Here is a 13725-nt window from a genome sequence, read left to right on the forward strand (position 1 = left end):
ACACTATCAGTATCGAATAAAATCCATATATTGATGCTTCCTAAACTATCACTATAAATATGAAAGTATGCATCACATTCTTTGCATTAGTCTTGTGCGCTCATTGGAGCGTTGCCCAGCAAAAAGTTGAAATTAAACCACAGTTTCTGGCCGAAAAAAATTACGCGCTGAGCTTCAAAGGTTATATTGAGTATGAGGTTACGCTCAATAGCAAATCGCCGGTGCCCATGCTGAAATTGGAAGAAGCAGGAATGAAATTTCCGCTGCGTGTAGTAGAAGCTACCTCTATTAAAGCAACGGCAACTACCGGCAGCATTACTGCTTCACAGCAAACCCCTTTAAGCGTTAAGTATGACCAGGCCAAGCTGCTAAGGCAGGTAAGCCAGGCCGAACTTGCAGACCCTAACGATAATACGATTAAACCTCTTGCCGGTAAAGCTGGCAAAGCAACCATTAATGCTAAAGGAAAGATAAAAATTGAAACTATAGATGATGTTCACCTGGCCGAGTCTGACATTAACCGGCAGGACATGATCAATTTTTTTAAACTTCCCGAAGGTTCGGGAAAAGACCTGCAGCCCGGCGATACTTACACCCGTAAAGATGCGCTTAACCTGATGGATATTGGGCCTACACCAATAAGTGTTAAACGTGAATGTATTTACAAACTAATTTCCTTAACCGATGGCAAGGCTTATTTTGATATTGTGCAGAAAATAAGCGGCAACTTTACGAACGATGCTCGTTTTACCGCCGTGGTAACCGGCAACGGTACCGGTAAAATGACGTTCGACCTGGAAAAGAAAATGCCCAGCGAATTATCTAACGAACTGGATGTGAAAATTAGTATGCCCTTTATGCCCACAGCTTCTATGGAAATAATTTACCACTCGGTAGCCAATAATATATTAAAAATTGATTGAATTGCCTGTAAATTATTGAAACTTTCTTACTGTACTTTGCATCTCACTAAACCTTTCCTTCATCATGATTAAAAAGATCATTCCTGTGCTCGCTTTGCTTTGGCTGGTCATGTACACCGCTACTGCGCAAGATGCTTCCGTAAAAGTGAATTACGTTGTTGGCAGCAATAAAAGCGTCGATTTTAACTTTGAGAAAGCCGACCCGGGCACTTATACAGTTGTGCTTAGCTTTAGTAACCTCACCAATACTTACAATGTGGGCAGGCAGGAGTATGGTGCCAGGGGCTACTCGGGGAGGCTCACTACCTTAACCCCATCCAATAAAGAGCAGGGAGTTGGCTTTTCGTATACTTATACTTACATCCGAGGTAAATATCAGCCCAAGTACGACCCCGATTTTGTATACCTTTTGCCCTGCAAAAAAGGCAGTAAGGTAAAGGTAACCGAATCGGGCTTTGTAAATGCTACCTACTTTGGCAGCACCACCCCCGACGACTGGAAAGTATACCGCTTTTATACCGAAACCGAAGACACAGTAACCGCCGTGCGCAAAGGAGTGGTTGTAGCCGTGAAAGACCTGTACGAAACCGCCGCAGGTGATGTAACCTATACCAGTTCTATAAACGAATTAATTATTGAGCATGCCGATGGCACGCTGGCAACTTACCGTGGTTTCAAAAAAGGAAGCTTTATGGTTGAAGTAGGGCAAACTGTATTGCCCGGTACCGCTTTGGGCGTGAATAGCAAATCGGGCGGGAGTGGTAAGCCGAATATTGGGTTGCTGCTTACTTATTTGAAATCTATAGATTTTGAGGGCAGTCGTGGTCAGAGTATGAAGACCTCTAAGAGCCTGTATGGCTTTATAACGCCTAAGTTTTACACGGCCGATAACCCTGCCGCTATACTGGTAGCTCAGCAAGATTACGTAGGCGCTAATACACCCGAAATTATCAGGAAAGAGATGATCAAGAAAGAACTAAAACTGGCAGGTAAGTAAATACCTGCCAGTTATAACTTTTATGATCTATTAACCCTCTTAACGCAGTTGCTTAATTAAGCAGCTAACAGTTGTTGCAGGAACATTTTATTCTTTTTAGCCTGTTGTGCGGCTCTGTATTTTTGCAGGTCTTGCTCAATGATCTTTTTCAATTCAATATCAAGAGCTTTTAACAGGATGGTAGTTTGCGTAGACATTTTCATAATGGTGATGATTAAGTGTGATACTGTATCTATACGATAACAATGCCATTTTTTGCAAACCGCTAAATTGATGTAAAATTAGGCCTAAACGCCATATCGGCACTTATTACCCGTATATTTTTGCAGTCAGGATAGGTAAATTTCAATACATAACACGCTGCTAAGGTGTGCTAAAACGCCGCAAGCCGGCTGCCGCAAGTTAATCCATGTAACTTGCAGTAGCCGGCTTGTTTATTACGGTGCTAAAGGTTTACTCGGTAAACCAGGCGGTGCCGTTAGAATAAAAACGGTATACACCATAGGCCGAATTAATGGCTACCGGGTTGGCCGTGCCGTTCACCGTACCAACAAGCGTAATGTTATACGTACCTGCCGATCCCGATTCATCTTTAAGCACAAAGTGTAAACCGCTGAATGCCGATGCCGAGCCTAACGTAAGTGCCCTGCTGGCCGTTAACGAGGTATAGGCAACCAAATAGTCTGTCGCTTGCAGTGTTGCAGCACTGTTAGCTACAGCGCGTCTTGTTTTACGCTGAACCAGGTTGGCCTGGTTAACAAAGGCAGTGGTAGCCACCTGGGTGCTATTATCGCCTGCGGGTGGCGTAGGGTAGCGGGTTACGGTATTGCCATCGCTGGCTTTGCGGTAGGTTAATATAGTTTGCGCATTAGGTGCCACAATATTAGCCGGTACAATAGGGAAACCAAAAGTTACATCGTAACGGCTTGGCGCCCGGTAAATAGATTGATCGTTAATGGGCACCACGGCTGCATCGCCATCTATAAACAGGTTGAACGTATTGCCACCGGTAGCTGCTGCCGTGGTAACTGCGGTAGCGCCCGTGCCTTGTGCTAAAGTGTAGCCGCCGTTAAAGCGGTTGCCAATGCTTTCGTTATTGGCGGTACCATCAACATAAATGGGGTATTTCAGGTATTCAATATCCACATGGTGGAAGGTGTTGGCATTGGCACCCATTAAGTAAATACCGTAATAACCGGTAATGGCCTCAATGTTATCGAACGTTAACAGGTTAATGTAGGTGTACGGGTAGGCGGTGCTATTGAGCTTTAAACCGGCATAAGGCGCGGTGTTGCTACCGGCGCAGCGTACAAAACCAAAGTGGCTGTTACCGTAAAAAGTGGTAGGGCTGTTGTTTTCGAGCAGGATGCCGTGGTTGTCGCTGCCCAGGGCATACAGGTGGTCCACCTGCAAATCGAAGAAGTTGACGGCGTGGAAAGCAGCATCGGTAGTGGAGTTAGATAACAGCGAAACGTTATATAACACACCGCCAAACACCGAACACTCGTTTGCACCCAGGTTGGATAAGAAGATGCCCGATTTGGCCGAAGCGCCGGTATAAATATGGAAATCGGCAAAGGCAATGCTGGCCTTGTTTTTAACCACAATGGCATGTTTACCCGCCGTAGTTTGGATAAACTGCGTGCTTTTGCCCGATCCGCTTATTTTCAACGATCCGTTTGGCGGACTATCGGTGCTCCAGCCGGTAATGGTCAGTTCGTTTGATAATTGGTAAGTACCCGTAGCAATGTCGATACTGCCGCCATTGCCCGACGATAGCGCATTAATAGCATTTTGAATAACGGTATAGGCATCGGTGCCGGTAAATGTTGGAGCGCCGCTTACACGTGGTGTTGCGGTAATGGTGGTTCCGTTAATACTAATTTGATAATCAGCCATGGTGTTATGTTTATTGATAATTTGTTTGAGGATTTGCTTTACACCCGTAAAGCAAGGTTTATGATGCCCTCTTGAGCAGCACTTGTGTAATATAATTTTTAGTAGCCCGACCAGGGTTTTGAGCCGGAACTGGAAAACTGGCCCAACAAAGGCGGAGCACGGGAAATTGCTGCTGCTGTGCCAAACAGGAGCTGTTGTGTTTTCATCATCAGAAGTAGGTGAGAAGTAATTTTTGTGGATGGGATAGCCGGGTAATAGACGACGCACTGCAGTACGCCGGTTGGTTATCCTTAAAAGGGTATGCTGCAAATATGAGCAATACCAAAGGCTATAGTGGTGACACAAGTGTGTCAGTAGCGTTAATAATTTAAAATGCAGATAGGAGCAAGATCAAGCTTGCTATAGTGTTTAGGTAAGTTTCCTGTTATACTTATTATTGATGCCAAAGCATGATATATATGTATTTGATTCTTCTGAAAATTAAGTACTTTAGAATACTTTATCACTCATGCAAGAAGACCTCAATACTAACGCCGAACCCGTGGCTCCCGAACCGGCTTGCGCACAATGCGGTAACCCCCATTATGTGGAAGGGCACGCCACCCGCCTTTGCGCCTCCTGCCGCCAATCGCTTATCAAATTCCCCATTCCGCTTTGGGTAAAACTGTTTGGTGCCGCCATTGTGGTGCTTATGGTGGTGTCGCTGGTATTATCTCCTCAAAACTTTACCGCCGCTATTGCGCTTTCGCGTGCCGAACGGTACGAAAAAGCGCACCTGTACGGCTCCGAGCAAAAAGAGCTTAAAAAAGCTTTGGTCATTGTGCCCGGCAGTCAGCAAATACAGGCCCACATGGCCATAGCCTCTTTTTACAATGCCGATATGGTTACCTACGGCGATATGATGAATAAGCTGGTAGGTAAAGAGTTTGAAGACGCCGAACTGTTGCGGGAACTAAACAATCTGAGTGCCTACGCCAAAGACTATTACGCCAGCGATACGCTGAATAAATTAGACGAGCAATATAAGAACGGCATCCCCGACACCACTTACCAGCATTACATACAACAACACCCCGAAGATTTATTTACGCAATACGCCTACGCCAGTACGGTTTTTAATAAAGAGAATTATGGCAAAAGCGATACCCTGCTGGCCGAAATAATAAAAATCAACCCGCATCACGTGTATGCCTTGTTTATGCAGAGCATTGCCAAAAGAGAATTAGGGCAGTTGGAGGCTTCGGTTGCATGCTGCGATAAATTATTAAAGGAGAACCCTGAGCAGGTTATGGCGCTATCATCCAAAGCCCGTACCCTACTTAAGCAGGGCCGTTTTAAAGACGGACTTAGCATGGCCGTAAAAGCAAAGCAGTTAGACAGCAGTTTTTATTATAACGAAGCTACACTGGCGCTTGCCTACCATTTAAACAAGCAAACCCGCCAGCGCGATGCCATTATGAAGCATGCACAGCAGGATAGCGCCCTGGCAGGCTACATGCAGTATGCCAACGAAGTAATTACCGGTAAAAAGAAATTCTGATCGTAAACCACAAACCCACCAAGCAATGTTTATCCCAGGTTTTTTAATTGCACTGGCTACCTTTCCCGGTGTTATTGTGCACGAACTGGCTCACCAGCTGTTTTGCCGCTGGTTTAAGGTGCCCGTGTTTGAAGTGGTTTATATACGCGTTGGCAACCCGGCTGGCTACGTATTGCACGAGCGTGTGGCCAACAAATGGCATAACATGATGATTAGCGTGGGCCCTTTTGTGGTGAACACCATTTTAGGCGCCTTAATTGCCCTGCCTGCCGCCCTGCCCATGTTTAAATTTGACAACCCCATGCCGGTAGATTACTTGCTCATTTATCTTGGTGTATCGGTGGCTATGCATGCCTTCCCCAGTACCGGCGATGCCAAAAACATATGGGAAGACCTGAAAGAAGAAGAAACCTCGCTGCCGGTTAAAATTATAGGCTACCCCGTTATTGGCCTCATTTACCTAGGTTCGCTCGGCAGCTTTTTCTGGCTCGACCTGGCTTACGGCGTAGCAGTAGCGGTCGGGTTGCCTAATTTAATTGTGGCTTTGGTGGCGTAGGTGTTTGTCAAGCCAGCGTTTATGTGCTATAGTATAGATTAAGCACACGCGGCACGCGTGCGCCAGCAGTTGGGGCGTTTGTGCCTCCATAATACTTGTAGTTAGATAACTTATCAATCTGAATAGCAGTAAAAGAACAATCACCGTGGCAGTAGCCTGTTGCTACTTCTATTAGGGTAATTGAAGCACTGTCGTTTTTATCTCTATTATTTGTACAGGCAAACACTGTCATCATAAAAGCAAATAAGAATAGCTTAAAATGTGCGCTTTTCATAATTTGAATTTAGAAATTATATGAATAAAACCTAATCCATTGTATGGCATTGTTCTTATTCATTAGACTTCCATCAGGAGAAATATTCATCTCAAACACCCAGCCCCTTTGCTGGCGCACGCGTGTCGCGTGTGTCATATACAAGCTGTTGAATTAAACAGTGAAATGTTAATATTATATGTTCGTTTGTCTTTTTTTGTTATAAAGCACACGCGGCACGCGTGCGCCAGCGGGGGGGGTATTTCAAGTATTTGTCCCTATTGGTTCCATCATAACCAAAATAATCAATTAACCATTTACCTTCAACTTTTGTCATAGTGAATATGCACTGATTATATCTTGAAATGTCAAATTTCACTATAGCCTTATCGTACACTGTATAGATTTTTGTAAATTTTCCCGTCTTAATATGGCCAAGAATTTCCTCAGGTTCAAATCCAAATACAAGGTCTGATTCGAGACCAGGTACAGGACCAAAATAATCAGTGATGGGGTGCTTAATCAAATTGTCTGAGACACCTTTATAAACGCTCCTTAGATTATTTAAAAAAGACTCGGACACATAATTTGATTTTTTGAAATTTATTAGATATTGTTCTACTGCTGGCATATTTACCTTTAATACACTGTCCTTCTTAACAGTATCTTGATTAAAACCAGAAACTATTGCAGACCGTTCAAGATTGTCTTTATGTAATCTATACCAATTCAGAAAGTTAACAACTGTGTTCTTTATCTGATTATTGGTTTCAATTAGCATTTTTTTTTGCGAATAACTTTTAATAGATAGAAAATTTACAGCTATAAAAAGGTAAATCATTTTTTTCATATAATTATTTTTTTATGCTTTTTCTTACTTGGGTAACAATGTAATCGTGAAATCCTGCGAGGCTACCATATTGGCTCATTGTTTTACCAGATATTTTTCCTGTAGAAGAATTATAATACAATCTGTTATTATAGCTTGCTCCCAAAGAAATATGGTTAGTTGAATTATCCATAAATTGAAAGTATTTGCCTTTTGTATCTGAACCCATTGCTACTACAACAATAAAGTGGTCTGTTGAATTATCTAAATTTTTAGATGATGGAGTTCCTGGTCTGTTGTCAACTGCTACAAAAACCGGAATATTTTTACTTAAGGCATCTATTAAATAAGTGACAGCTTCTTTTGTACGATTTAAATTAACACCACCATTTTCTGTATAAGTTTGAAATGTTTGACTTCCGGGCAAATAGCCAGAACAGGTATAACCAGCTTTACCCAACTGTTCTTTTGAGAGTATTAAACAATTTACATCGTGTCCCTGTGCATCTTTTCTCATTGGAACAAATTTTTCAAAAGGAATTACTCGGTCAATTGTAGGCCATGGATGTGAATCCTGATATGGCTGATAAACCGTTTGATCGGGGTCATTTAACACTTCATCATCATTATCAGTCCAATTGTTAGCGTTGGGGTCAGCAATTATTTCAATAGTAGGCATAAACTGGTTCTTAAACACCTCCAAACTCACCTGCGGGTTCGCCATCAAATAATCAACCGCCCAGCTAAGAAAGTCTTTATTTTCCTGCGTAGCACCATGGTCAAGAAGGTACCTGTACAGCTCAGTAGCAATAGCGGGGTTACTGTATAAATAAGTTTGCTTGGATGGGTCTGCCACTACAATGATATTGATCAAGTTAGTGGCAATTAAACCGTTGTCAACCGGTACATTTTCCCAATATCCTGATGATACGTTACCCGGGTGAGGGCCTACAGGACCCGAAGGGCCGCCAGTGCCGTCAGGCCCGGGGTCGGTAGTAGCCCCGCCGGTGTACACCCATTGTACCAGATACAGCCCACTGCCACCGTATGAAGGCGTAGAACTGCCCCAACCGCCCAAAGGCACACCCGGCGAACCGCCTGTAGCAGGCGCAGGGCCATGATAAGGTGCGGTGGTTACATACACACCTGCCGTATTATTGGTAAATACACTGCCTGCCCCTGCACCAAACAAAGTATCAAAAGGGTCTTTTTCTGGCGTTTGCTGCCCGGTTGTTTCCTGAAAGCCACAAATTCCATGGTTCACGTCATCAGTATAAAGCCATTCCCCGCCTGTAAGCCAACACCAAATTCGGCCAAGTATACCGGCTGTTTGTTCGGGTAGGTCTGCATTTTTCTTTTTACCAACGGGCTTATCTGCCATAGCCGCGGTTTTCAACAGCGGGACATTGCCGGGTGCATACCCATACTTCACCATTTTACCGTTCTCGTAAATCATGCCTGTTGTACCGCCATCCTGAAAAGAATAAGCAATGATGGTACCGCTGTAGTACGTAGTGCCGGGCTTATCCTGCCATTTATAAGCCCACGCTTTTAAAGCCCCGCCCTGCGGCTCACGTGTAAAGTACAGAGCGGCATCGGATGCTATAGGAACCCGCATGACATGCCTGCCATTAATAACGTTCTGAGTGGTTTTGTCGAGGTGTACCTGCTCTAAAAACGCTGCTGGTACGTTTTGCATCCAGCGGCTAATTTCCTCGGGTTTGATCCGAGCTTTTTCATCCAGGCGTTCAAGTAGTGTAGTTGCCGATAAAGTGGCATAACCTTCAACGCGGTCTTTACGACAGGAGTTGGTAGTAAATAATAAAAGCAGGAGTAAAACAACGGCAGCAAACCGTAGCTGTGAGTAAGTTCTTTTCATTATTGCGATAAGGTGGTTTAACCTTTGGGCAAATTACGCAATTGAATATCAACCCACAAGAGAAATGTTTTTCCTGTTTTGGAAAAGTTTTACAATTCGGATTGGTGTTGCCGCGGCACGTGGTCAAAAGTTGAAGTGCATCATGGGTTTAAGGGTATGAGCGGATATCCCGGCTCGTAGGGAACGCCGAAGAAAGAGTCAAGAGTATAGAGTCAGGAGTCAAGACCTGTCGCTTTATAAGATTCATCCTTGCACTTTGATGAATTATCAGACAATATCTAACCAACCTGTGCTTAAGGGAATGGCGCTGTAAAACACTCAATGAAAGGCCTGCGTATAGCAGGCCTTTCATTGAGTGTTTGCCGCTTACGACTCGGTAACGGTTTTGGTGGTTACCGTGGTGGTGCTTTTGCTGGCTATGGTGTTTACATGGCGCCATTCCGATTTGGCCTGACTGGCCGTGAAGGAGGCCATCACATAACCACGACGCGAGGCATCCATATATTGCAGGTCTTCGATAAGCAGGGCGTTGGCTTGCTCAAAGGCGGCTACGGTGGCCGGGTCGGTTCCAAAAATGGCTTCAAAACCCGGCGATGATACCGAGGCGGTGGCAAATTCGGCACCGGCGCGGCGGCCGTTAACATCGGTAAGGTCGGAGTACCAGGCGTTATGGGTATCGCCCGCCAGCGAGATCAGCTTTTTGCCGTTGGCGACGGCATAAACGGCTTCGCGCTCTACGGGATAACCGTCCCAGGCATCGAGGTTGTAAGGCAATACGGTTTGTACCCTGGCCTTTTCGGCGGCGGTGAGGGTAGGGTCGTTTTGCAGCATGCGGCCTTTAATGGTGGCCAGTTGTGTAACCAGGGTATTGTACTGGGCAAGCAAAGCAGGTGTGGCGGTGCCTCCGGCTATCTGCGCGGTTAGTAGCAGTAATTCGGCAGGCATATACATTTTGCCCATGAGCACCTGGTTGCCCAGTACCTGCCATTTTACGGTACTGCTGCTTAGCTTGGTGGTAAGCCAGCTTTTTTGTTCGGCACCTAAAATGCTGCGTTGCGGGTTTTGCCAGGCAGCTAAGAACGCATTGCTGTTAATGCCGGTTTGGGTTAAATAATCGGTATAGCTCAATTGCTTATCGCGGCCTACAATGCGGGTATCAAGCATAATAAGGTTCACCATGCCTGCAATTTCGAAGTTGCGGTAGATCTTGGCATTATCCTGCACACGGGCAGGCAGGTACTCGTGCCATACCTGTATGGCGCTTAGTTTACGGGTGGCAAAATCGCCCTCGTTGGCCTGGTGGTTTTCTGCGCCGTCTTTATAGGCATCGTTGGCTACTTCGTGGTCGTCCCAAACGCAGATGAAGGGCTTTAGCTGGTGGGCTTTTTGCAACTGCTCGTCGCTGCGGTACTGGCGATAGCGTTCGCGGTAGTCGGCCAGCTTCAATATTTCGCCTGCGGGTTTGTGCGCACGGTTAAGTGTTGTGGTGGAGGCGTTGGTGCCATAACCACCGGCTCCATATTCGTAAATATAATCGCCCAGGTGCACCACCACATCGGCATCAGACTCGGCCACGGCGCCATACACATTAAATAGCCCCGCCTGGAAATTGGCGCAGGAAACCACAGCCATCTTAAATTCGGTTGCCTGACCGGCGGCGGGCATGGTCTTGGTTTCGCCCGTTACCGAAACAGCATTGGTGGTTTCGCTACGGAAGCGGTAGTAGTATTTGGTGTTGGCAGTTAGGTTGCTTACATCAACGTGTACGGTGTTATCGCTGTTGCTATCCACCTGTACCGACTGGCTTACCACCAGGCTGGTAAAATTCTTATCACGGGCTACATCGAGCAGGATGACCGGTTTGCCCGTCTCCTGGCTTGCAGGGGTGTAGCGGGTCCACAAGATCACTTTATCGGTAGACGGGTCAAAGCTGGCCACGCCTTCGTTAAAGCCTTGTCCGGCGTAATTCACATCATCATCTTTACCGCAACCCACCAGGGCCGATGGCAGGATGATGGCACCGGCGCCGGCAATAACGGTGTTACGTAGAAACCTTCTGCGACTTAATCTTTGGAGTATGTTTTCGTTATCCATATCGGGAGTTTGTTTCTGCCAATCTATACACTACAGATTGCCCCTATGTAAACTCCACGTGATTGTTCGATTAAATCCAGGTGGGAGGAGAGATAGGCGTCGAAACCTGAAAACAGTAATTTAAATAACCGGTGACACAAGTGTGCGGGTACCCTAAACAGGGAAGATTATGCGTAGTATTTCCTCTTAAAACGCACGGTTTATGCATCATCTAATTTTTTGAGGAAAAATGAAGTTTTTTGAAGTTTTGCAGCAAGAATACGTACAAACCTGAAAGAAAAAAAAGCCCCGATGTACCTGCTTCGGCAGGTGCATCGGGGCTTTTTGTATGGTGTTTGCGTTAAGGATTGCAGCGGATACCGGCCCGTGGCTAAGGCCCCGCGCAGTATAAGCGTAAAGCCTGACCCGTTAGGGTAACGCCCATATCCGAATGCTTATTTTTGCCTGAAAAAGATTTGGATTGGCACGCCTGCAAAGTCGAAATTATCGCGCAACTTGTTCTCAATGAAGCGTTTGTAAGGCTCTTTGATGTACTGTGGCAGGTTGCAAAAGAAGGCAAACATAGGCGATGTGCCTGCTATTTGCGTAACGTACTTGATCTTTACGTGCTTACCTTTCAAGGCAGGCGGCGGGTAGTTTTCAATAATGGGCAGCATCACATCGTTCAGCTTGGAAGTAGGGATCTTTTTAGCCCGGTTTTTGTAAACCATGTCGGCCGTTTCCAGTACTTTCAGTAAACGCTGCTTCTCTGTTACTGAGGTAAATACGATAGGCACATCAACAAACGGTGCAATTTTTTCGTGGATCATTTCCTCAAAAACCTTAGTGGTTTTCGTGTTCTTTTCGATCAAATCCCACTTGTTAATCACCACCATAATGCCTTTCTTATTCTTCTCGGCCAGGTGGAAAATGTTAATATCCTGCGATTCGATACCTTCCTGAGCATCAACCATCAGAACGATCACATCGGCTTCTTCCAGCGCCTTGATGGTACGCATTACTGAATAGAACTCAATGTTCTCTTTAACCTTGGTTTTTTTACGCATCCCGGCGGTATCAATGAGCATAAACTCATGACCATAGCGGTTGTAGTGTATGTGGATGCTATCGCGTGTGGTACCGGCAATAGGCGTTACAATATTACGTTCGTGTCCTATTAAGGCATTGATAATGGAGGACTTACCTACATTAGGGCGACCCACAATAGCGTACTTAGGCAGTGTGTTTTCTTCGGCAGGTTCATCGTCAAAAGTCTTGATCACCTCGTCCAGCAACTCGCCCGTACCCGAACCGGTCATGGACGAAATGTTGTAGATATCGCCTAAACCCAGTGCGTAAAACTCGGTGGCATCACTTTGCTGGGCATTGTTATCTACCTTGTTTACCACCACAAAAACGGGCTTTTTGCCTTTGCGGAGTATAGAGGCAATTTCATCGTCAAGGTCGGTAATGCCGGTGGTTACATCAACCACGAACAAAATACAGGTGGCTTCTTCAATGGCAATAACTACCTGCTCGCGTATGGCGGCCTCGAAAACGTCTTCAGAATTGGCTACATAACCACCCGTGTCAATTACGTTAAAGCTTCGGCCTACCCACTCGGCAATGCCGTAATGGCGGTCGCGCGTAACGCCGCTAAAGTCATCAACAATGGCTTTACGGCTTTCGGTAAGGCGGTTATATAAAGTGGATTTGCCTACGTTAGGGCGGCCCACAATAGCTACTATGTTACTCATATATGTTAGTTGTCAGTTGTCAGTTTGCAGTTGTCAGCCCTGTTTGTATGCAGAAAACAGACAACCGAAAACAGTCAACAGTATATTAATCTTCGTACCCAAATTGCTTCAGGTAATTTTTCTTGCTGCGCCAGTCGCTTATGACCTTTACAAAGGTTTGCAGGAATATCTTCTTTTGAAAAAAGTCTTCCATGCTACGGCGGGCATAGGTGCCAACAATTTTCAGCATCTCTCCGTTTTTACCAATGAGGATGTTTTTTTGCGAATCGCGCTCTACGATAATTTCGGCGCTGATGCGGTAAAGGTTTTCTCCTTCTTCAAAACTGGTGATGATGACCTCGGTACTGTAGGGAATCTCTTTTTTGTATTGCTTAAATACCTGCTCACGTATCATTTCGGCCGCAAAGAAGCGGTCGTTACGGTCGGTTAGGAAATCCTTTTCATAATAGGGTGGATGCTCGGGTAGGTTCTCCACCACAAAATCCATTACTCCACGTATGTTATGATCCATTGTAGCCGATATAGCAAAAATGGCTTTTGGGCTTAATTTTTCCTGCCAGTAATCTACCTTGGCTTTTACAGCCTCAGCATCACTTTTATCAATTTTATTGATCAGTACGGCTACAGGTGCTGAAGATCCCTTTAATTTATCAAGTACATCGCTTTCGTCGTGCGCCTCGTTAATGTCGGTTACAAACAGGATCAGGTCGGCATCTACAATAGAACCCGATACCTGGTGCATCATGCTTTCCTGTAATAAATAGTGTGGTTTAATAACTCCCGGTGTATCCGAAAAAACAATTTGATAATCTTCGGCGTTAACAATACCTAAGATGCGATGGCGCGTAGTTTGCGCTTTCGGTGTTATGATGGACATTTTTTCGCCCACCAGCGCATTCATCAGGGTAGATTTGCCTGCGTTAGGCTTACCAATAATGCTCACAAAACCTGCCCGGTGACTCATAGAAAAAAATAATTAAAATAAATTTGGAGTACAAAGAAACGAATTATATCTTTGC

Annotated in this window: 12 protein-coding genes; 4 read left to right on the forward strand and 8 right to left on the reverse strand. The window is 45.2% G+C overall.

What is annotated here, in order from left to right; all coding sequences use genetic code 11:
- Positions 1 to 59: 59 nt before the first annotated feature.
- Entirely contained in the window at positions 60 to 923 is an 864-nt protein-coding gene (locus IEV61_RS18245) for a hypothetical protein (protein WP_188418494.1), read from the forward strand.
- Between the two features lie 64 nt (positions 924 to 987).
- Positions 988 to 1920 carry a hypothetical protein gene (locus tag IEV61_RS18250; protein WP_188418495.1) on the forward strand — a complete coding sequence of 311 codons (933 nt, stop codon included), beginning with the start codon at positions 988 to 990 and terminating at the stop codon, positions 1918 to 1920.
- Positions 1921 to 1976: 56 nt separating this feature from the next.
- Here IEV61_RS18250 and IEV61_RS18255 read toward each other — a convergent pair whose 3' ends face one another.
- Together IEV61_RS18255 and IEV61_RS18260 are read right to left on the reverse strand one after the other, a co-directional pair.
- The gene (locus tag IEV61_RS18255; RefSeq protein ID WP_188418496.1) at positions 1977 to 2123 is read right to left on the reverse strand and encodes a hypothetical protein; all 147 of its coding nucleotides are present in this window, start codon (positions 2121 to 2123) and stop codon (positions 1977 to 1979) included.
- A 250-nt stretch (positions 2124 to 2373) separates the two neighbouring features.
- Complete coding sequence (locus IEV61_RS18260; RefSeq protein ID WP_188418497.1) at positions 2374 to 3819, reverse strand: hypothetical protein; 1446 nt, start codon at positions 3817 to 3819, stop codon at positions 2374 to 2376.
- Between the two features lie 508 nt (positions 3820 to 4327).
- Between IEV61_RS18260 and IEV61_RS18265 the strand changes: the two genes are divergently transcribed.
- A complete protein-coding gene (locus IEV61_RS18265) occupies positions 4328 to 5359 on the forward strand; it encodes a tetratricopeptide repeat protein (protein WP_188418498.1) in 1032 nt (343 codons plus the stop codon).
- Positions 5360 to 5384: 25 nt separating this feature from the next.
- Entirely contained in the window at positions 5385 to 5915 is a 531-nt protein-coding gene (locus IEV61_RS18270) for a DUF3267 domain-containing protein (protein ID WP_188418499.1), read from the forward strand.
- Positions 5916 to 5934: 19 nt separating this feature from the next.
- On the opposite strand, the gene IEV61_RS18275 is transcribed toward IEV61_RS18270, so the two are convergent.
- The 6 genes from IEV61_RS18275 to era all read right to left on the reverse strand — a co-directional run bounded on the left by IEV61_RS18275 (position 5935) and on the right by era (position 13670).
- Positions 5935 to 6189 carry a hypothetical protein gene (locus IEV61_RS18275; RefSeq protein ID WP_188418500.1) on the reverse strand — a complete coding sequence of 85 codons (255 nt, stop codon included), beginning with the start codon at positions 6187 to 6189 and terminating at the stop codon, positions 5935 to 5937.
- 199 nt (positions 6190 to 6388) lie between these two features.
- Complete coding sequence (locus IEV61_RS18280) at positions 6389 to 7018, reverse strand: hypothetical protein (RefSeq protein ID WP_188418501.1); 630 nt, start codon at positions 7016 to 7018, stop codon at positions 6389 to 6391.
- 4 nt (positions 7019 to 7022) lie between these two features.
- Positions 7023 to 8876 (reverse strand): hypothetical protein, encoded by a 1854-nt coding sequence (locus tag IEV61_RS18285; RefSeq protein ID WP_188418502.1) that lies wholly within the window; start codon positions 8874 to 8876, stop codon positions 7023 to 7025.
- A gap of 366 nt (positions 8877 to 9242) precedes the next feature.
- Complete coding sequence (locus tag IEV61_RS18290) at positions 9243 to 10970, reverse strand: alkaline phosphatase D family protein (protein ID WP_188418503.1); 1728 nt, start codon at positions 10968 to 10970, stop codon at positions 9243 to 9245.
- Between the two features lie 434 nt (positions 10971 to 11404).
- Complete coding sequence (gene der, locus IEV61_RS18295) at positions 11405 to 12706, reverse strand: ribosome biogenesis GTPase Der (protein ID WP_188418504.1); 1302 nt, start codon at positions 12704 to 12706, stop codon at positions 11405 to 11407.
- An 85-nt stretch (positions 12707 to 12791) separates the two neighbouring features.
- Positions 12792 to 13670, reverse strand: a complete 879-nt coding sequence (gene era, locus IEV61_RS18300; RefSeq protein ID WP_188418505.1) for a GTPase Era — start codon at positions 13668 to 13670, stop codon at positions 12792 to 12794.
- Positions 13671 to 13725: the final 55 nt, after the last annotated feature.

Origin of the sequence: Mucilaginibacter galii (assembly GCF_014635825.1) — a bacterium.
Lineage (GTDB): Bacteria > Bacteroidota > Bacteroidia > Sphingobacteriales > Sphingobacteriaceae > Mucilaginibacter > Mucilaginibacter galii.